We start from the raw sequence: 20,325 nt of genomic DNA on the forward strand, positions 1-20,325 counted from the left end.
GGAGGTAAATAGTATGATCAAGACACTCTATGAAGAAATACAAGCGCGTAAAAAAGAACCAAAAGAAGGCTCCTATACAAATTACTTGTTCGATCAAGGATTGGATAAAATTCTAAAGAAAGTCGGAGAAGAAACGACAGAAGTGATCATTGCAGCTAAAAATAATCAAGAAGAACTGATTACTGAAACATCGGATTTGATTTATCATATGTTAGTCTTGCTTGCTGAAAAAGATGTCTCTTTAGAAGCAATTAAAAATGAACTACAGAAACGAGAAGGAAAATTGAGCAAGACGAAGGAACGCAAACAAATCGATGAACTTTAAACGATCAGAGTATTAAAAAAGACCAGGCCGGGACATAACTCTATGAGTTACGTCCCAACCTCGTCTTTTTTATGGACGTTCTAAAGAATCAGTAGATTCTAAAACATAAGTAGCATCATCCGCTTCATCATATAATGATGCAGGCTTATCTTTTAAACACTGAACGATCAAATGATAGCCGTATTCATCTTGCGCAACTAAGCGTTTATTAGTCAATTCAACTAACATGTAGCTTAATTTTTTTCCATCAATCGTGATCTGTAAATCATCTTCGATCGTCAAGGTATGTTGGGTGGCTTTTTGTTTATTGACAAACCACCAACTGCCTAAATAACTTTTATATAAATTAGGAATATCTGAATCAGATCGCTGTCTTTCTTGTTTCTTTTTTAAGAACAATGAACCTGCAATCCCTGTAATAAGTGATGCGCCTAAAAATAATGACCAATTTTTTTTCATACTATCATTCTCCTCCAAAACAATCATAGCACGAAATTAAAAAACAAACTATTCGAAAATCTTCTCCTAAAAGAAAATTTAATGAAGTCGCAATGATTAAAAAAAAGGTAATTGTTCATGAATATTTTCGTTATACATTCAAAAAAATGGATGAAAAGTTTGACGATGCTTTTTCATTCAAAATATGGTATTGTTTTGATGAAAGGGTGTTACAATGATTGCATATCCGAACGTACATTTAGCACATTTTATGAATAGACCAAATCGTTTTATAGCAGAATGTCGATTGCAGGAAAATGGCGAAATGGTAACGGTTCACGTAAAAAATACCGGCCGTTGCAAAGAACTATTTCATCCAGAAGTAGAGGTTGCTCTGTCGTACCAACCTTCGCCTAAGAGAAAAACAGCGTATGATCTGATTGCTGTCAAAAAAGACAAAGCTTGGTTTAATATCGATAGCCAAGTTCCTAACGCGTTAGCAGCGGATGGTATCCAAGACGGTACGATTATTTTGCCTGGATTAAAAGGCGATATTGTTTCCATAAAAAGAGAAAAACGATTTGCTCAGTCAAAATTTGATTTATTAGTTGAGACAGATACTGGAAATCAAGCATTTGTTGAGGTGAAAGGCATGACCTTAGAAAATCATGGAGTTGGTGCGTTTCCTGATGCACCAACACTTCGAGGCTTAAAGCATGTGACCGAGTTGATCGAAGCCATGAAAGAAGGGTATCAAAGCTATGTATTGTTTATAGTCCAATTTGAACAGGTTGAAGCTGCGACAATCCATACAAATATGCAACCAGCTTTAACAGAAATGATTTTATCAGGGCAAACACAAGGATTAAGCGTCATTGCTTACAATTGCAGTGTCACACCTGATACAATAGCAATAGAACATCCAGTACCATTCGATGTTAAAACAACGTTTGAAGATCCAAATTCAGAAAGGTGAGGGTAAAGATGATTCACTTAGGTATTATTGGAACAAACTGGATTAGCCATCAATTTGTCAACGCAGCATTGGAAACGAATCGCTATGATTTGACAGCGGTTTATTCACGCAAATTAGAAACCGCTCAAAAATTTGGTAAAGAGTACGGCGATGTTGAATACGCAACAGATTTAAAAACATTTTTTGGTATTGCGCATATGGATACGATTTATATCGCTTCCCCTAATTCTCTTCATTTTGAACAAGCGAAACAAGGGATTCTGGCAGGGAAAAATATCATTGTCGAAAAGCCAGCCTTCTCAACACCTGAAGAGATGGCAGAAATCATTGAGTTAGCAAACCAAGAGAACGTCTTCTTTTTTGAAGCAGCTCGTAATATCCATGAGAAAAGCTTCAAAAAAATTCGCGACTTATTACCATTGAAAAATCAAATTATCGGTGCAAACTTTACTTATATGAAATATTCATCTCGTTATGATCAAGTACTTAACGGGCAAGAGCCAAATATCTTTTCACCCCATTTTTCTGGAGGCGCAATGGCGGATCTTGGAGTCTATTTGGTTTATGCCGCTGTTGGTTGGTTTGGTATGCCGAATGAAAGCCATTATTTTGCAAGAAAAATCCCGACAGATGTAGATGGACTAGGTACAGCAATCTTAAGATATGATTTGTTTGATGTAACGTTACAGACTGGTAAAAATGCAGATTCTTTCCTAGATTCTGAAATTTATTTTGAAGGCGGTACATTGATTTTAGACAGTGTAAATGCCATCTCTAAAGCAGAATTTCATGATCGAAACCATCAAGAACGCGAGATCATTTCTTTAACAACCGAAGAAAATCCAATGATCGAAGAAGCCAATGATTTCGCGGATGTTCTTGAGAATCCCAATGATCCAACTATAGGAGCACGTTATGAAGAATGGGTGGAATTATCACGTAATGTGAACAAAGTAGTAACAACCTTAAGAAAAAGTGCGGGTATCGTTTTTGATGCAGACACAAAATAACTAGCGTTAACGAAGAAAGGACTATTATGACATTTAACAAAAATTTACCAGAAGCTTGGCAAGAACATTGGCGAGCTTCTGGTTTTAGCGAGCCATCAATGATTCAACAAAAAAGTTTTCAGCCTTTGAAGGAAAAAGAGAATGTCTTGGGCATTTCCCCAACAGGGTCGGGTAAAACCTTAGCGTATGTTTTACCATTGCTTTTAAATGTAGAAAAAGAACAAGGCAATCAGTTATTGATTTTGGCACCATCACAAGAGTTAGCGGTTCAAATCAGTCAAGTTGTTCGTGATTGGGCAAGCTTGCTTCAATTAAAGACACAAAGCTTGATTGGTGGAGCCAATGTCGGCCGCCAAATTGAAAAATTAAAAAAGAAGCCTGAGATTTTAGTTGGGACACCAGGACGTGTGCTAGAGTTGATCAAAACGAAAAAAATCAAAAGTCATTTGCTAAAGACTGTTGTAATGGATGAAGTGGATCAGCTATTTCACGAAAAAGAACTAAATTTAACAAAGCAAATTCTAGCAAGTGCACCGACAGAATTTCAATTAGTCTTTTATTCAGCCACTGCCGATCGAGTCATAGAAGAAGCTCAGAAATTAACGGATCAGTTAATGATTATTGATGTAACAGATGAAGATCAATCTGGTGGCACAGTGAAACATTATTTTATGGCATTGTCTCCAAGAAAGAAAAGCGAATATTTAAGAAGTTTAGCTTATACACCTAATTTTCGAGCAATGGTTTTCTTTAATCAAGTGGCTGATTTAGGTTCAGTAGAAGAAAAATTGATTTATGAAGGACTAACAGTAGCAGGTCTTGCTTCTGATCAAAATAAAACCTTGCGTAAATTGGCAATCGATCAATTCGCTAAAGAGCGGGCAATCATGCTTTTAACAACAGATCTTGCGGCTAGAGGGTTAGACTTTAATGCGATTCCATTTGTTGTGAACGCTGAAGTTCCACTATCCGAGGAGAGCTATATACACCGAGCAGGGCGCGTAGGAAGAATGGGTGCAGATGGTGCTGTTATTACCTTTGTCAATGATGCAACTAAGAGAGATTATCAACGATTGATGAAAAAAATAGAACGCCCTTTCCAAGAAATCTTTCTTTACGACGGCGCAATCCACCTGACTAGAAAAGAAAAAAGTTCAACAGAAGAAAAAACGAGTTCTGCGAATGTGACCGTAAAAAAAGAACAAACGTCAAAATCACTTCCAACGAAAAAAATACCAAAACCTAAAAACCGTCCCAAAAATACCAAAAACAAAGGGGCTAGACGAAAATCGTCTAAACCTGAACAATAAAGGATAAGTGAAGACGTCATGATTTAAGGAGGCTATCCATGAAATCTAGAAAAGACGAGATTTTAGCAGTCTTAGAATTAAAAAAACAAGGCATGACAGCAGCAGATGTCGCTAGTGAGCTAGCAATTGATCGTAGCAATGCTAGCCGCTATTTAAGTGAATTGTTCAAAGAGAACAAAATCATTAAAAGTGATGGTCGCCCCGTCATCTATTCAGTTGTTACGGAAGAAGCCAAAGTGCACGTGGATAGTTCCAGTGAGGTAACATTCGATAACTTAGTAGGAGCGCAAGATTCTTTAAAGGTCAGCATCCAACAAGCAAAAGCCGCGATTTTATATCCTCCACGTGGCTTACACACAATTATTTTTGGTGAAACAGGAACGGGTAAATCCCTATTTGCCGAATGTATGTATCGTTTTGCAGTTGATTCAAAAACCTTGGCAGCTGATGCGCCTTTTGTTTCATTTAACTGTGCGGATTACGCTCAGAATCCACAATTACTTTTTGGTCATATTTTTGGGGTCAAAAAAGGAGCATATACCGGTGCAAATGAAGATAGTCCTGGGTTGATGTCGAAAGCCGATGGAGGAATACTTTTCCTTGATGAAATTCATCGCTTACCGCCAGAAGGTCAGGAAATGCTGTTCACCTTTATTGACAAAGGTATTTACCGTCCGCTTGGTGAAAGTGGTAAAACCTATGAAGCCTCGGTTCAAATTATTGGTGCAACAACTGAATCGTCTGAAAGCTTTTTAACAACGTTTAATCGCAGAATTCCAATGGCAATCACATTACCGTCTCTAGACGCGCGCTCACTTGATGAACGGTATGATATTATTTCATTATTTATTAAACAAGAAGCGAATCGTTTGAACCAACGAATCGACATTAAAAGAGAAGCAATCCTAGCCTTTATGCTCTATGACGCTGAAGGGAATATCGGTCAAGTGAAACGGGATTTAAAACTCGTCTGTGCCAAGTCGTTTCTTCATTATCGAACGCATGATGAATCCAGTTTGGTGATTCAAAAACGAGATTTACCGCTGCAAGTTCAAAAAGGACTATTAAAAATCAAAGAAGTTTCTGATCGCTTAGACCGTTTTGTCGATAGTAAAAGCAATTATTTGAGTTTTGAGCCAGGAACAAATGAAGTGGTTTGGCCTCAAGATCCGGCTCGTGATATGCAAGTCTATAATGAAATTGAAGAGAAAGTAGCAACACTGTCAGCGAATGAATTAGAAAATGTGGATTTAGAACAGCTGATATCACGCGACATGGATGCTTATTTTCAAACATATGTAGATGAATTGACACAAAATCCTGTGCATAAGGAATTATTACCAGAACCGATTTGGAGATTGACGGATCAGTTATATGATATCGCTGAAAAGAGATTAGAACGTACCTATAACGAAAAAGCCCGTTTTGCTTTTGCTTTACATTTACAAAGTACGATCGATCGAGTGAGAGAAGGACACGTAATCGTTCATCCTAATTTAAACAATGTTCGCAAGAAAATGAAGAAAGAATTTCAGGTAGCGATGGATCTATCTGCTATCATAGAAGAAGAAAACAATATCGAAATTCCTTTTGATGAAATTGGCTTTATCAGTATGTTTTTGTCGATCAATGTTGGAAGTAAAGAAAAAGTTCATGCCAATAACGTTGGTGTGGTAGTTTTGATGCATGGGGATTCAACAGCTTCCAGTATGTTGAAAACGGCTCAGGAATTACTAGGAACAGAAACCGGTGTTGCGATGAACATGCCGCTTACGATGGAAGTTCAAACAATGTACGAACAACTAAAAAGCTTTGTCTTAAATTATCGTGATAAATTAGTAAATGGGATGCTTCTTTTAACAGATATGGGCTCATTGAATTCATTTGGAAATCTGATTTTTGAAGAAACCGGTATTCGGACAAAAGCAATCACAATGACGAGTACAATGATTGTTTTAGAAGCGATTCGTATGGCGAGTGTGGGACGCAGTTTAGAAGATATTTATCAAAACATCCAAATGTCATTTGAAAGTATCATCAGAGAGCAGTTTCGTACCAGTCCACAAAATCGTGAGGACGTAAAAAAAGCTGTAGTTGTGACTTGTTTCACTGGTGAAGGCGTTGCAGCAAAACTATATCAACGGATTTTACCAGTGATCGATGAAAATAAAGTAGAAATTATACAGATGCAGTTTTTAGAACGAGAAGCCTTTAAAAAACATATCGACAGTTTAATGGAAGAGTATGAAATCAAAGCAATCGCAGGAACAGTCGATGTAGAATATCAAAATATTCCTTTCTTTTCAGCCTACGACATTTTCGATGACGAGAAATTAAATGTTCTTAAACGAATTGCTGGTGATGACGTTCCAACAGAGAAGATCGTGAAATCATTAGGTGGAACAATTACTGCAGTCGATTCATTACAGAAATTGATTGTTATGTTGCAAAAAACGGTTCATCAAATTCAAACGGATATGCATATTATAGTAGAACCTGGTGTGGATGCTGGTATTGTGATCCACTTAGCATTTTTAGTAGATGCTATCTTGAAAGGTGAAAAATCAAAAGAATTCGAGAATCTAGCAGACTTCATGAAAAGGAACCGACTAGAAACTGATGTCACTAGGACTAATTTAATGACTATTGAAAAAGCCTATCGTGTAGCATTTACCGAGTCGGATATCGCACATCTGACACAACTGTTTTTAGAAAATAGAATTGAAATGATCACAGAAAATAAGCAACATTGATTAGTGTGTAGATTGAAAATAAATAGTGTGTACACAAATTGTATAGACCAAAAACCTATTATGACTAGGTTTGGTCTATATTTTTTTTGGCACGCTTCTTGCTTTATATAAAAGTGTAAATATAACAATTTTAGAAGGAGTGACTAATAATGGCTAAAAAAACAATTATGTTAGTATGTTCAGCAGGGATGAGTACAAGTTTATTAGTAACAAAAATGCAAAAAGCAGCAGAAGATCGTGGAATGGAAGCAGACATTTTTGCAGTATCCGCATCAGATGCAGATAATAACTTAGAAGCCAAAGATGTAAACGTATTACTTTTAGGTCCACAAGTTCGTTTCATGAAAGCTCAATTTGAACAAAAATTAGCACCTAAAGGAATTCCTTTTGACGTAATCAATATGTCAGATTATGGCATGATGAACGGCGAAAAAGTGTTAGATCAAGCAATTGCTTTAATGGGTGAATAATCAACAAAATAAAAAATGAATGGAGTTTTTGAATATGGAAGAGCAACAAAATTTAGAAGCAGTAATGGGATTGATTATGTATGGAGGAAATGCTAAAAGCGATGCAATGGAAGCGATTGCTGCAGCGAAAGCAGGAGACTTCGAATTAGCAGATCAAAAAATTGTAGATGCAGAGGAATCTTTAGTTCAAGCACATCATTCTCAGACAGGAATGTTAACACAAGAAGCACAAGGAAATCATATCCAAGTCACATTACTGACAGTTCATAGTCAAGATCATTTGATGACTGCAATTGCGTTTACAGATTTAGCAAAAGAGATCATCGAGTTGTATCGTCGTATGGATAACTAGTAATAGAAAACGGAACAGTAGTTACAATAGATTTGAAGAGTGTACAGGCTTTTTAGATAAATATTATTTAGGGGGATTTACAAGAAATGGACGGATTTGTACAATGGATGGAAAAACATTTTATGCCGAAAGCTTCAGTAATTGCGGCTCAACGCCACTTAGTAGCAATTCGTGATGCATTTGTCGTTACGATGCCATTAATGATTTTAGGAGCATTAGCGGTACTTATCAACAATTTACCAATACCTGGATTTCCAGAATTAATGGATAAATTATTCCCAATGATTGTCAACGATGCACCGATTTGGAAAAGTTTCGGTGGCAATATTTGGAATGGAACATTTGCTATTTTTTCAATTTTAGTTGCCTTTTTAGTAGCATATAACTTAGTAAAATCTTACGGTAAAGACGGAATTGCGGCAGGGACAGTTTCAGTTGCTTCGTTCTTTGCAGTTGGTGGATTAAGTGGAACAGATGCTACAGGATTATTCATTGCTCTAGTTATTGCACTTATTTCAGGAGAAATTTTCCAAAGATTAGTTGGAAATGATAAATTAGTAATCAAAATGCCCGATGGTGTTCCGCCAGCGGTAGCCAAATCATTTGCGGCTTTATTACCTGCAATGATCACAATCAGCTTTTTTAGTTTGATCACATCAATTTTATTAGGCTTTGGTGTTGAAAATATCGTAGTGTCATTCTATGAAGCAGTTCAAAAACCATTTATGGGATTAGCAAACAGCTATCCATCAGCATTACTATTAGCGTTTATTACACCTTTCTTATGGTTCTTTGGGTTACATGGCGCCAATATGGTTGATCCATTGATGCAAACAATCAATGTACCAGCGATCGATGCCAATATCAAAGCGTTAGAAGCAGGGGAAAAAATTCCTTATATCGTAAATAAACCTTTCTTTGATTCATTTGTAAACCTAGGTGGAACAGGTGCTACATTAGGATTGCTGATTGCAATCTTCTTAGTAGGACGTAAAAATAAACCATTTAAAGTAATCACAAACTTAAGTTTAGCACCAGGTATTTTTAATATTAATGAGCCAGTAATGTTTGGACTTCCGATCGTATTGAATCCAATCATGTTTATTCCATTTATCATTACGCCAATGGTTCTTGTAACAACGGCGTATATTGCAACTTCAACAGGACTTGTACCAGCTGCGACATTTATGCCACCATGGGTAACTCCGCCGATCATTGGTGGATTCTTAGCAACTAAGAGTATTGCGGGTGGTGTATTAGCTGCCGTGAACTTAGTGATTTCTATATTGATTTATATTCCGTTTGTCAAAGTCGCAACGGATCAATTTGTAAAACAGGAAGCAGCAACCTTAGCTCAAGAAGAGCAAACACAAGCTTAATGATATAACCAACAGATAAAATCTCTTCAAGAGCAGCGAGACAAAACAAAGTCATTGTTTTATCTTGCATTTTGAGGGATTTTATCTCTTTTTAAATAAATTTAATATAGGAGATGACGAGCATGAATTATCAGTTCCCAAAAGGTTTTTGGTGGGGTTCAGCAGCTAGTGGCCCTCAAACAGAAGGTGTTTTTAAAGGGGATGGAAAAGCACAAAATATATGGGATTTTTGGTATGAAGAGAAACCTGAAAAGTTTTTCAATGAAGTAGGTCCAGATAAGACTTCTCAGTTTTATAAGAACTATCATGAAGATGTCCAACTAATGAAAGCAACTGGGCATAACTCTTTTCGGACGTCGATTCAGTGGAGCAGATTGATTCCTGATCCAGAGACAGGCGAAGTAAATCCAAAAGCTGTTGAATTTTATAATGATGTAATCAATTGTTTGCTGGATCAAGGTATCGAACCGTTCATGAATTTATACCATTTTGACATGCCGATGGTGTTACAAGAAAAAGGCGGCTGGTTGAATCGAAAAGTAGTGGATTACTATGTTGTTTATGCTAAGACTTGTTTTGAATTATTTGGCGACCGTGTGAAAAAATGGTTTACGCACAATGAACCAATCGTGCCTGTCGAAGGTGGATACTTATATGGCTGGCATTATCCAGAAGAAGTAAACTTAAAGCATGGTGTTCAAGTTGCCTATCACGAAGCTTTAGCAAGTGCAAAAGCGATAGAAGTCTACCATAGTCTGGCTTTAACAGGTGAAATCGGAATCGTTCTTAATTTGACACCAAGTTATCCTAGAGATCCTGGAAATGAGGCAGATGTTAAAGCTGCCCGTTTGGTAGATGGATTGTTCAATCGTTCGTTTTTAGATCCAGCTGTAAAAGGTCATTTTCCAGAAGATATAGTAGCATGGCTCAAAGAACAGGACTTGATGCCTGAAACAACACTAGAGGATTTAGCGACGATTGCTGAAAATACGATTGATCTTTTAGGCGTGAATTACTACCAACCACGTAGAGTAAAAGCCAAAGAATCACCAATTGAAATATCAAGCAATGGTATTTTACCAGAAGATTTTTATGATGTGTATGATATGCCAGGGAAAAAAATGAACCCTTATCGCGGTTGGGAAATTTACGAAAAAGGGATTTATGATACCTTAATGAATTTGAAAGAAAACTATCACAATATTCGTTGCTACATTTCTGAAAACGGTATGGGGGTAGAAGGTGAAGAACGTTTTATAAATGCAGAGGGAATGATCGAAGATGATTATCGGATCGAATTTGTAAAAGATCATCTAAAATGGGTCTATCAAGCAATTCAAGAAGGAAGTCAAGTTCAGGGATATCATATGTGGACATGTATGGACAATTGGTCGTGGTTAAATGCCTATAAAAACCGGTACGGATTCATTGCAGTAGATTTAGATCAAGAGGCTAAAAGAACGATTAAGAAAAGTGGCTATTGGTTTAAAGAGCTCACAAAAAATAATGGTTTTAACTAAAAATATAGGATCTCTAATGAAACGATAAATCATTTTAAATATTAATATATCAACAAAGAAAGCGCACACAAATATTAGCGTGCAGTAGTTAAGTAAATAGTGTGTACACAATCTGTATAGACCAAAACCCTGTCGTTGTGAGGTTTGGTCTATATGTTTCTTTGGCACACTTCTTGCTTTATATAAAAGTGTAAGTACAACAAATTTTGAAGGAGTGTAAAAAATGGCTAAAAAAACAATTATGTTAGTTTGTTCAGCAGGAATGAGTACAAGTTTATTGGTAACAAAAATGCAAAAAGCAGCAGAAGAGCGCGGAATGGAAGCAGATATTTTTGCAGTATCCGCATCAGATGCAGATAATAATTTAGAAGCTAAAGATGTAAGCGTATTACTTTTAGGTCCACAAGTACGTTTCATGAAATCACAGTTCGAACAAAAGTTAGCACCTAAAGGTATTCCATTTGATGTGATCAATATGTCAGATTATGGTATGATGAACGGCGAAAAAGTGTTAGATCAAGCAATCGCTTTAATAGGTGAGTAAAAAATAATATGAATGAACGGAGCTACAAACGTGGAGGAGCAACAACATTTAGAAGCAATAATAGGGTTGATCATGTACGGAGGAAATGCAAAAAAACGATGCAATGGAAACGGTTGCATATGCTGAAACAGGAAACTTCGAATTAGCGGATCAAAAAATTGCCGATGCAGAAGAATCTTTAGTTCAAGCACATCATTCTCAAACGGGAATGTTAACGCAAGAAGCTCAAGGAAATCACAGTCAAGTCACATTATTGACAGATCATAGTCAAGACCACTTGATGACGTCGATTGCTTTTACAGATTTAGCAAAAGAGATCGTCGATTTGTATCGTCGTATGGATAATGAGTAAGAGAAGATATTTTCTTTTTTGAACGGAAGAAGATGGATGTTAAAGTTTTTTGAACGGGACTTTAACGATGACATTGTTTTAAGGAGTTTAACCGCTCTTTAAATAAATATTATTTATAGGAGGAATTAAAAAATGGATGGATTAACAGCCTGGATGGAGAAATATATTCTACCTGTGGCCGGCAAAATTGGTGCGCAAAAGCACTTAGTTGCATTACGTGATGCTTTTATTGGGACAATGCCAGCAACAATGGCAGGTTCGATTGCAGTAATGATCAACGCGATAATTCGTGACTTGCCACAACAATTTTTCTCAGACTATGCAACAAACCTTGCAGCAGACAAGGGAATCTTTGCAGTTATTAATGTTATTATTGGAATCAACGGATTTGTTTGGAATGGAACTTTGGCGATTGCCGGTTTGATTTTTGCCTTTTCTTGGGGGTACAATCTAGCAAGAGCATACAAAGTAAATGATTTAGCTGGGGGTATCGTTGGGTTAGCGACATTGATCCAAGGAATTGCATTTGCTTATTCTAATACATTAGAAACAGCAGTACCTAAAGAATTGATGAACACAATCAATGCTGGCTCTGCAGATTCTGGTTGGTCAGCAACAGCTGAAGGTTTAACAGCAGGCGGTTGGGGTTGGTTAAAACTAGATCACTTAAATGGTAACGCATACTTTACTGTAATGATCATGGGCGCGATTTCAGTTATCATTTTTTGTAAATTAATGTTGGCGAATATCACAATCAAAATGCCTGATTCAGTTCCGCCAGCAGTTTCAAAAGCGTTCGCAGCTATTTTACCAGCGACGATTGCGTTATATGTTATTGCAATTATTAACTATGTTGTAGGGAAAGTAACGAATGGACAATTGATCATCGATCTTGTTCAAAAGTATATTGCAGAACCATTCTTGGGCTTATCTCAAGGGCTAGGTGCTGTATTGATCGTAACGATTTTTGTTCAAATTTTCTGGTTCTTTGGTATCCATGGTCCAAACGTATTGGCACCAGTTTTAGAAGGGATCTGGGGACAAGCACAATTAATCAATATTGATATTTTCCAAAAAGGCTACAAAGGCTTGACTGGTACCCCAGCTGTCTTGAAAGCCATTGATGAAGGGAAAGCTTACATGTGGGTTCGTGGCTCATTTGATGCATTCGCATGGTTTGGTGGTTCAGGTGGTACGCTGGTCTTGATCATCGCTATCTTGTTATTCTCTAAACGTGCAGATTACCTAACGGTTGGTAAATTATCATTAGGACCTGGTATCTTCAATATTAACGAACCAATCATGTTTGGTTTACCAATTGTATTAAATGCTATCATGTTTGTGCCATTCTTAGTCGCTCCAGTTGTTGCAACAACAATCGGCTGGTTAGCAACGTACTTTGGTTTAGTAGCACCAGTGTCACAACAAGTAACATGGGTAGTACCTCCAATCTTGCTTTCATTCTTAGCAACAGGAGCTGACTGGAGAGCACCAATTGTAACAATTGTATGTATGGTTGTAACATTCCTAATCTGGACACCGTTCGTTATTGCGGCTAACAGAATGGAACCAACTGATTTTGAATAAAAAACTAAATAGTTTGTTGCTTTCACTTTTAACCAAGTGAGAGCAACTGCTTTATGATTAAGGAGAGGTTAAAATGATCACAATTGCGAGTGCAATGCAACAAGAAGAAATCAAGAACTTATTAGAAAGCTATGATGGTGGCGACTTTACATACACTTTCAAAGAAAAAAAAGGCATCAAACTAGCATTCGACGTAACAGGAGATAAAGAAGAAGCAGCTAAGAAAGCAAAAGAACTAATTAAAGCACAACCTTGGGGCGGTGTCTTGTTCTTCCAAGCAGTTGCAGTTTAAAAAGATTGGATGGATGTAAAATGGTAAGAAATGGTTTATTCGTATGCAGTATCGGTTTAATTATAATCTTATATGCGCTTAATCCTGCATCAATGACGTATGATTTGTTAAGTATGACTACAGGTATATTCTTAGTAGTCGTTGGAGGATATTTTTTCTTCAAAGGCAGGAAGAAAGAAGAACAAAATAAGAAAAATAGTAACGAGGTGAAAAGATAATGGAAATTATAAAAAAAATGAATATTCCTGCATCTGTTTTTTATGACCAAGTCATGGATTCTGTTTTGTTTGATATACGGAAGCATACAGGCAAAAGTTTAACAAGAAAACAATTAAACAACTTTGAATATGTGAAGGAATTTTCCAAAAATAGCCGGGCTCGTATCAAAGTGGAAAAACTTGTTGAGAATACATCTTACCATTTTCGCACCTCTACAACAAAAAACGACTTTTTAGTGCAGTATGATATCAAGCCGTTGGATGAAAAGTCTTGTGAGATTCGTTATAATGAGAAGATGGAATCATATGGATTTTTACAGAAAATGAATGATGCAGTACTTGGGACTATTCTTATGTTTTTCAAAAAGCGTCAATTTACTAAAATGTTAAAAATGATGGAAGAGTCATTTTGAGGAGAGTGTCATAGAGGCACTCTTTTTTTTATGCATTTTTACACACAAAACGCACAGTGCAACCACTGTGTATTCATCTGTGTAAAGAAAGCGCTTCATACCGCTTGGTTTTGGTCTAGATCAATTTGGCATAGTTTTTGCTTATTATAAGAATGTAAGATTATATTGATGCTATGTTTAGAGAGGCTATTTATTGTATTTAGATATATAAATCTGTTTTAGAAAGTAAAAACTTTTTAAATAAATAAATTATTAGGAGGATAAAAAATGAATGGATTAACAGCTTGGATGGAAAGGTACATCTTGCCTGTAGCTGCGAAGATCGGAGCACAAAAACATTTAGTTGCACTTAGAGATGCGTTTATCGGCATGATGCCAGTTACGATGGCAGGTGCTATTGCGGTTTTGTTAAATGCGTTTATGCGTGACTTTCCTAACACATATTTAGGCGAAGGTAATGGAATCACCAGTTTCTTTGAACCTGTTATTGCAATCAATGGGTTGGTTTGGACAGGTACCTTAGCGATCATGGCCGTTGTTTTTGCAGCATCGCTAGGATACAATGTTGCAAGAGCATATGATGTCGATGCTTTATCTGGTATGTTGGTGTCATTAGCGGCTTTTTTCATTGGATTACCGCAAAGTGCAACAGCAACAGTGACATTGGCTGAAAAGTTACCAAAGAATATCGCTCAACTTTTTACGGATGCCGGTGCGACTGTCAACACAGTTGATGGTGTTTCTGCTGTTGACGCAGGTGCTTGGGGGTTTTTCCCGTTTAGTAAGTACATGGGTGGAACAGGTTTGTTTACAGCAATGATTTTTGGGTTTATTTCTGTTATTATATTTGCTAAATTAATTAAGAAAAATATTGTAATTAAAATGCCTGATTCAGTACCACCAGCAGTTTCAAAAGCATTTGCTGCTATTATTCCCGGTGTAACAGCTTTATATGTTTCAGGATTGATTTATCATGTATTTGAAAAATTAACTGGGAAATTATTGATCGATTGGATTTCTGAATCGATTCAAACGCCATTGCTTGGATTATCTCAGGGCTATGGTGCTGTGCTGTTGATTGTGTTATTAGTGCATGTCTTATGGTTCTTTGGACTTCACGGAACGAATATTATGTCACCAGTTTTACAGTCAATTTATGGAGTAGCAATGGTTGATAATACAAATGCATATCAACAAGGACAAGAAATCCCTTATAAATGGGTTGCTGGTTCCTTTGAAGCATTTGTTTGGCCTGGCGGGGCTGGTGTGACATTAGTCTTGATTATTTCAATCCTACTCTTATCTAAACGTGCAGATTATAAAACAGTCGGAAAATTGGGCATAGGACCAGGTTTATTCAATATCAATGAACCAGTCATGTTTGGGATGCCAGTTGTATTGAATCCTATTATGTTGATTCCATTTATTGTGGCGCCATTAGTAACAGCTACGATCGCTTATTTTGCTACAATGGCTGGATTAGTCAATCCTGTTGTTGTAAATGTCATTTGGGTAATGCCGACGATCATCAGCGGTTTCTTAGCCACAGCAGGTGATTGGCGAGCAATTGTTTTAACAATCGTTAATTTGGCTGTTGCATTTGTAATTTGGGCTCCGTTTGTTATTGCTGCGAATAAAATGGATCCAAATCTTGGTGAGCCAGAAGAATAGAGTGGAATTAATCTTTTGTGAATTAAATAGAAAGGCTGGGATATGATCTTTAAGGTCATGTTTTGGCCTTTTTTTGTGTAGAAAGGTTAGCTATTTTTCTGCACATCATTTTATATTAGCGTAAAATGAACAATAAATAATTTGTTGTAGATGAGGTGGAGCACCATGGAAAAAGAAGTATGTCTTATGGGCGAAGAAAGATTGGATGAAATGTTTGATTTAGCTGTCTATGCTTTTAATGCTGAGACAACAGATAAACGCAAAGAGCATTTTAAGAAAATTGTTGCACACTCATCGAATTGTGGGTGCTTTTTAGAAGATACATTAAAGAGTCAAATTATTTATACTCCATGTATATGATGGGTAGAATTATTGATTTAGAGGGGGTTTTTACTTAAGTATCCCTTCTAAGCAGGAAATTGAGAAGTTTATTATCTTAAAGTTGCGGACGAGTAAGCTTCATGGACTGAAGGAATCTGGGAATTAGCAATAGATGAAAAAGGACAGGGAATTGTGAAGAAAATTGATTCCAGTTCACTTACAGTGAGTGAAGAAGAACTTATTGTAAGTACGATTCAAACCACAACGCAACTTTTCATGGAGTATCGAACAGCTAGTGAGTTGAATTTCTATGGAAAAATCGGTGGAAAAGAGAAGTGGATTCAGTTGTTAGATCGACGCTTAGCGAAAGGCAAACCAATTTTAGTAGATTACTTTTAAAAATAGGCTAAGTGAGTTCATTGGTTTAATACTCACTTAGCCTATCAGTGGTTATACGTTTTGTTTGTCATTATCGTTTTTTTCCTCATGTTCTTCTAAAGCTTCTTTGATAATGTCCTCTTTTTTCTGTTGATAATCATCTTGACGCTCTGCAATAACTTTTTCTTTTGAATCGTCTGTCATACATATTACCTCCATACGTTCATTTACCCTTAAAGATTTAAGGTAAGCATAACATCCATACACTGACTTTACGAGCGTTTTGATTTCAAGCAGATGATTCGCAAAACGATCTTTAACTCCTTATAATACAAGTATAGGGAAACAGACAAAAGTTAAAACTGAAAGGTCGTGAGAAACATGAGCAAAACAAAAGAAGAAAAAGTAGCAAGAAATGGTAAAATCGGTAAAACATTAGCTGTTGTGGTAGGTGGACTTTATTTAGTCAAAATGCTGAAAGGTAAAAAGGCAATCAAAAAATAAAAAAGAAAAACAAAGAATGAGGCAGAAGTGTTTACTTCTAAAGGAGTAGCTTTTGCTCACATTGTTTATTCGAATTTTTAAGGCAGGCATATGACTCGCAGAGTGATATGCCTGTCTCTTTTTTTATTTTTATTGACACTGAATGAAAAGACTTCTAAAATAAATAAGGAATGTTCTCGTAGCTCAGTAGGATAGAGCGATCGCCTCCTAAGCGATAGGTCGCTGGTTCGATTCCAGTCGGGAACGTAAAAAACACCTGTCAAACGTTGATTTGATAGGTGTTTCAATTTATTTGTGCCAACTTTGTGCCAAATCGCTTATAAGTATTTCATAATATCGCTAATTTTTTCTAGGTCTTGGTCTTCCAATTCTTTTACTATATGAGCGTATGTTTCTTGAGTTGTAGTTGTATCCCTATGTCCTAACAATTTGGATACTGTGAGGATGTTTATTTGTTTGTACAATAAAACTGATGCATATGTATGCCTTAATCCATGTAAAGTTAAGTTTGTATCAATGTTCAAACGATTAAGCATCTTCTTTAAAAATTTGTTAGCTGCATTATTTGAGACGATTCCGTTTTTTAAATTATAAAAGACTAAGTTATCGGGATTTATGATACCAAATTTCTTAAATATCTCAGACTGATTAATCTTTAATTCAGCCAGCATTTCTGTTGTTCTGTCATCTAGCACTACTTTGCGGATAGATGACTCGTTTTTTGTTGGACCGAATTCTTTGATCTTATAATTCCATGTCTTGTTGACGTCAACGAGTCGCTTATCAAAATCGATATCATCCCAAGTTAAACCTAACAACTCGGAAAATCTCAAACCCGTTTTAGCTGCAGTGATAACTAAAAACGGAGAAGCGTATTCAGGATTTAAGTGTTTTTCAGTTTCTTTAAGTAAAAGTTTTAGCTCGGAATAGTCAAGGTACTTGTCTTCTTTAGGTTTAGACGGCTTATTACCTTTAATTACAGCTTTTCTTGTAGGATCTCTATTGATAACACCATCATCGATAGAATCCTTTAAGCAGGCCCTCACATGATTGTTAAACTTGATTACAGTTTCTTTGGCATGATTCTTTGCATACTTATTTAAAAGCTTCTGGTAGCTGTCTCTGTCCATTTCAGAGAGTTTTAAAAATGGAGCCAGTTTCTGCAAGCTCTTTAGTGTGTCTTCATATTTTTTGTAAGTCACTGGGGAGATACTGTCTTTTTTGTAAAGTATCATCCAGTCTTCAAAATAATCAGCCAGAAACATGTTTTTCTTTTCAGCAGAAAGACCTTTTTGAATTTCGTATTCCAACTCAACAGCTGCAGCTTTCGCTTCACTTTTTGTTTTAAAGCCGGATTTTCTAAGCTTAGTAAATTTACCGTCTTCTTTTCTATATGAGATTTCATACTGCCATGAATTACCTCGTTTAACGAGTCTTGCCATAAACTGAACTCCTTTCATTGCAGCGTAAAAAGGTAACCCCTAAGGTTAATCTTATAAGTTTAATAACTCTTTTTTCTTTATTTCAAATTCAGCTGGAGTGATTATGCCATCATCTAATAGTTGCTTCATCTTTCTGAGAGTATCAAAGTTACCTGAAGAAGCATTTAATGATAAGATGCCGTCTAACGCTGACATACAGCTTTCTAAATCTCTAGCGTAAGCTTTAAATAATTGAGAACTTATATCTGTTTTCGACATAACGATGAAAGGAATCATGGCTTTCTTGCTCTCTGTATTCTTACCGTCTAATTCTAAAACAAGCCATAGATTTTTTACGTAGCTTTTAGTTGTTTCAGAACCTGTGAGCGCGCCGACAACTGCTCCTGTACCACCAAACAATAAGCCGCCAACCGCTGCTCTGCCTAATCCTGATTTTTTTGTCACTTCTTTGTCATCTTGATAAACGGCGTATCCAATAATGTTATCAAATCTCAAAAGGTATTTAGGTTTCATCATATTTTTTGTAGAAATCATTAATAATTTATTTTTATTGTCAATCCAAATATATTTACCAATTTTTTTATAAGGATCGAATAATTTCAAATCTGAGTTTAACGCTTTTTTATTTTTCCCCCAAAAAGACATGTTAATTACCTCTTTCGAATGCTATATTTTTTTTCAAATTGATTATACCATGAATTAGTTTAGGAAAACTACGGAAGAACTAATCTTGTTTAAACAAACCAACTTCATAGCTATCAAGCATTTTTTTGCTGTCCTTATCATGGGTAAGTATTTTCACTTCTTTTTTCACTTGTTCAGCGTGTAAATCATCACCTATATCTTCCAGGATATGGATAAAATCATGAACTCTCTCTATATAGACCATTTCACCTGTCATTAAGTATTGAAGTAAGTTATTCAAATACTGCAAGTTGAGTTTGAAATTGTAGTCCGTCTCTAGCTTATTTTGTTTTTTAGCTAATTTTATATATTTTTCTGCGCCTGAGTGATCCATCGCATAAAGTTTGAGCGATATTATATTAATCAAAGTATTATGCGCAAACTTTTTTGTCTCAATATTTCTATTTTTATCAAACGGGATCGGGATAATTCTAGGAACGATTAAGTCAGTTTGCTTTGCGGAAAATAATCTGACTATATTCGAAATTAGTACATAGTCGTGATGTAAATAGAATTTTTTATTTATTAGAATGCTGAAGATATGATCTACTTCTTGTTGAGTTATTTCTTCAACTTCATCCCAATGAGGACCGAAAAAATTCTTTATCGCTATATAATTTGAAAGTTCTGTTGAGTTTTTATGATTATTTGATTTTAGTTTATAATAATAATCTATTAATTTATTCTTCTTACTCTTATTTTCTAAATGGGTAGCGCAATAAATATATAGCTCTTTAAATTTTGTTTGTCTGTAATCTAAATCATAAAAACGAAAAAACTCACTTGAGTGTATGCCAGTTTTTTCAAAAATATTTTGAAGTTCATCTAGTTTTATGCTCCTAACATTACCTTCTATTCTAGAATAAGCTGATGCATCCATATATTCTGGAGTCATGTCCTTTTGAGATATTTTTAACTTAGTTCTAAAAAAACGTAAAGTATCCCCAATATTCATAAGCTTCACCCTCTCTTAATGTGATTTTAGCATGAGAAAAACATAAAAAAACTAAAATAAGACAAAATTAATAAAAAACTGTTGTTTTTGATGTTAAATTCACAATTCGTCAAATTGTTCTTTATTTAACGGATGTTGTTTGCTAAACTTTACCTACAGAGACATATTAGTTTGCAAGCGTACGTTTCTTAATAAATGTAAAGGGGTGGATACAATGATTACTTTGATAGCTGCGGTTAGTGGATTTATTTCAGTCTACGTTATTACATCAGGAGTTTAAAATAAAAAACAGTCATAATTGTTATTAAATAAAAAGCGCGTAATAAAAAAAGAGCTGATCCTAACATCCACGGGCTACCAACCCATGTCGATTGTTAGGACCAGACACTAAAGGTACGAACTTTAGTGTGCTACTCTCATCTTGTAGCTAT

At 35.9% G+C, this 20,325-nt stretch carries 23 protein-coding genes, 1 tRNA gene and 1 pseudogene; 20 read left to right on the forward strand and 5 right to left on the reverse strand.

Translation table 11 applies throughout. The features are described from left to right. Positions 1–13: 13 nt before the first annotated feature. Positions 14–325, forward strand: coding sequence for a phosphoribosyl-ATP diphosphatase (hisE, locus tag BCR22_RS13040; protein WP_069655314.1), 312 nt, complete (start codon positions 14–16; stop codon positions 323–325). A gap of 69 nt (positions 326–394) precedes the next feature. Here the strand turns inward: hisE and BCR22_RS13045 are convergent, their stop codons facing one another. Next, positions 395–784, reverse strand: a complete 390-nt coding sequence (locus tag BCR22_RS13045) for a DUF4828 domain-containing protein (RefSeq protein WP_069655315.1) — start codon at positions 782–784, stop codon at positions 395–397. A 217-nt stretch (positions 785–1,001) separates the two neighbouring features. Between BCR22_RS13045 and sfsA the strand changes: the two genes are divergently transcribed. From sfsA to BCR22_RS15790, 17 genes and pseudogenes are all read left to right on the forward strand, one after another. Beyond that, positions 1,002–1,739 carry a DNA/RNA nuclease SfsA gene (gene sfsA / locus BCR22_RS13050; protein WP_205634373.1) on the forward strand — a complete coding sequence of 246 codons (738 nt, stop codon included), beginning with the start codon at positions 1,002–1,004 and terminating at the stop codon, positions 1,737–1,739. Positions 1,740–1,747: 8 nt separating this feature from the next. Next, entirely contained in the window at positions 1,748–2,749 is a 1,002-nt protein-coding gene (locus BCR22_RS13055; RefSeq protein WP_069655317.1) for a Gfo/Idh/MocA family protein, read from the forward strand. 26 nt (positions 2,750–2,775) lie between these two features. Further along, positions 2,776–4,059: a DEAD/DEAH box helicase gene (locus tag BCR22_RS13060; RefSeq protein WP_069655318.1), complete on the forward strand. Its 1,284-nt coding sequence runs from the start codon at positions 2,776–2,778 to the stop codon at positions 4,057–4,059. A 38-nt stretch (positions 4,060–4,097) separates the two neighbouring features. Beyond that, on the forward strand, positions 4,098–6,812 hold the full coding sequence (locus tag BCR22_RS13065; RefSeq protein WP_069655319.1) for a sigma-54-dependent transcriptional regulator: 2,715 nt from the start codon (positions 4,098–4,100) through the stop codon (positions 6,810–6,812). 149 nt (positions 6,813–6,961) lie between these two features. Beyond that, complete coding sequence (locus BCR22_RS13070) at positions 6,962–7,282, forward strand: PTS sugar transporter subunit IIB (RefSeq protein WP_069655320.1); 321 nt, start codon at positions 6,962–6,964, stop codon at positions 7,280–7,282. Between the two features lie 34 nt (positions 7,283–7,316). Next, complete coding sequence (locus BCR22_RS13075; protein WP_069655321.1) at positions 7,317–7,634, forward strand: PTS lactose/cellobiose transporter subunit IIA; 318 nt, start codon at positions 7,317–7,319, stop codon at positions 7,632–7,634. An 86-nt stretch (positions 7,635–7,720) separates the two neighbouring features. Continuing rightward, the gene (locus BCR22_RS13080; protein ID WP_069655322.1) at positions 7,721–9,013 is read left to right on the forward strand and encodes a PTS sugar transporter subunit IIC; all 1,293 of its coding nucleotides are present in this window, start codon (positions 7,721–7,723) and stop codon (positions 9,011–9,013) included. Positions 9,014–9,135: 122 nt separating this feature from the next. Further along, positions 9,136–10,533, forward strand: a complete 1,398-nt coding sequence (locus BCR22_RS13085; RefSeq protein WP_069655323.1) for a glycoside hydrolase family 1 protein — start codon at positions 9,136–9,138, stop codon at positions 10,531–10,533. 223 nt (positions 10,534–10,756) lie between these two features. Next, on the forward strand, positions 10,757–11,077 hold the full coding sequence (locus tag BCR22_RS13090; protein WP_069655324.1) for a PTS sugar transporter subunit IIB: 321 nt from the start codon (positions 10,757–10,759) through the stop codon (positions 11,075–11,077). A 30-nt stretch (positions 11,078–11,107) separates the two neighbouring features. After that, positions 11,108–11,429 (forward strand): annotated as a pseudogene (locus BCR22_RS13095) (PTS lactose/cellobiose transporter subunit IIA). Positions 11,430–11,582: 153 nt separating this feature from the next. Beyond that, positions 11,583–13,016 carry a PTS sugar transporter subunit IIC gene (locus BCR22_RS13100; protein ID WP_373681208.1) on the forward strand — a complete coding sequence of 478 codons (1,434 nt, stop codon included), beginning with the start codon at positions 11,583–11,585 and terminating at the stop codon, positions 13,014–13,016. A 73-nt stretch (positions 13,017–13,089) separates the two neighbouring features. Then, the gene (locus BCR22_RS13105; RefSeq protein WP_069655326.1) at positions 13,090–13,308 is read left to right on the forward strand and encodes a hypothetical protein; all 219 of its coding nucleotides are present in this window, start codon (positions 13,090–13,092) and stop codon (positions 13,306–13,308) included. A 20-nt stretch (positions 13,309–13,328) separates the two neighbouring features. Beyond that, positions 13,329–13,526: a DUF3188 domain-containing protein gene (locus tag BCR22_RS13110; RefSeq protein ID WP_069655327.1), complete on the forward strand. Its 198-nt coding sequence runs from the start codon at positions 13,329–13,331 to the stop codon at positions 13,524–13,526. Then, positions 13,526–13,939 (forward strand): DUF3284 domain-containing protein, encoded by a 414-nt coding sequence (locus BCR22_RS13115; protein ID WP_069655328.1) that lies wholly within the window; start codon positions 13,526–13,528, stop codon positions 13,937–13,939. The genes BCR22_RS13110 and BCR22_RS13115 overlap by 1 nt, the downstream gene beginning before the upstream one ends. 267 nt (positions 13,940–14,206) lie before the next feature. After that, the gene (locus tag BCR22_RS13120) at positions 14,207–15,610 is read left to right on the forward strand and encodes a PTS sugar transporter subunit IIC (RefSeq protein WP_069655329.1); all 1,404 of its coding nucleotides are present in this window, start codon (positions 14,207–14,209) and stop codon (positions 15,608–15,610) included. Between the two features lie 165 nt (positions 15,611–15,775). Beyond that, positions 15,776–15,970, forward strand: a complete 195-nt coding sequence (locus BCR22_RS15785; protein ID WP_069655330.1) for a GNAT family N-acetyltransferase — start codon at positions 15,776–15,778, stop codon at positions 15,968–15,970. A 153-nt stretch (positions 15,971–16,123) separates the two neighbouring features. After that, complete coding sequence (locus BCR22_RS15790; protein ID WP_069655331.1) at positions 16,124–16,330, forward strand: sterol carrier protein domain-containing protein; 207 nt, start codon at positions 16,124–16,126, stop codon at positions 16,328–16,330. 51 nt (positions 16,331–16,381) lie between these two features. On the opposite strand, the gene BCR22_RS15870 is transcribed toward BCR22_RS15790, so the two are convergent. Beyond that, positions 16,382–16,513 carry a hypothetical protein gene (locus BCR22_RS15870; RefSeq protein WP_258379364.1) on the reverse strand — a complete coding sequence of 44 codons (132 nt, stop codon included), beginning with the start codon at positions 16,511–16,513 and terminating at the stop codon, positions 16,382–16,384. 177 nt (positions 16,514–16,690) lie between these two features. Here BCR22_RS15870 and BCR22_RS15875 point away from each other — a divergent pair, with 177 nt between their 5' ends. Together BCR22_RS15875 and BCR22_RS13135 are read left to right on the forward strand one after the other, a co-directional pair. After that, the gene (locus tag BCR22_RS15875; RefSeq protein ID WP_276205066.1) at positions 16,691–16,813 is read left to right on the forward strand and encodes a hypothetical protein; all 123 of its coding nucleotides are present in this window, start codon (positions 16,691–16,693) and stop codon (positions 16,811–16,813) included. A 172-nt stretch (positions 16,814–16,985) separates the two neighbouring features. Next, positions 16,986–17,059, forward strand: a tRNA-Arg gene (locus BCR22_RS13135). Between the two features lie 71 nt (positions 17,060–17,130). On the opposite strand, the gene BCR22_RS13140 is transcribed toward BCR22_RS13135, so the two are convergent. The 3 genes from BCR22_RS13140 to BCR22_RS13150 all read right to left on the reverse strand — a co-directional run bounded on the left by BCR22_RS13140 (position 17,131) and on the right by BCR22_RS13150 (position 19,894). Further along, positions 17,131–18,255 (reverse strand): tyrosine-type recombinase/integrase, encoded by a 1,125-nt coding sequence (locus tag BCR22_RS13140; RefSeq protein WP_069655332.1) that lies wholly within the window; start codon positions 18,253–18,255, stop codon positions 17,131–17,133. A 51-nt stretch (positions 18,256–18,306) separates the two neighbouring features. Continuing rightward, complete coding sequence (locus tag BCR22_RS13145) at positions 18,307–18,900, reverse strand: SHOCT domain-containing protein (RefSeq protein ID WP_069655333.1); 594 nt, start codon at positions 18,898–18,900, stop codon at positions 18,307–18,309. 79 nt (positions 18,901–18,979) lie between these two features. Next, entirely contained in the window at positions 18,980–19,894 is a 915-nt protein-coding gene (locus BCR22_RS13150; RefSeq protein WP_069655334.1) for a helix-turn-helix domain-containing protein, read from the reverse strand. Positions 19,895–20,325: the final 431 nt, after the last annotated feature.

Source organism: Enterococcus plantarum, from assembly GCF_001730295.1.
In the GTDB taxonomy this organism is placed as follows: Bacteria; Bacillota; Bacilli; order Lactobacillales; family Enterococcaceae; genus Enterococcus_L; species Enterococcus_L plantarum.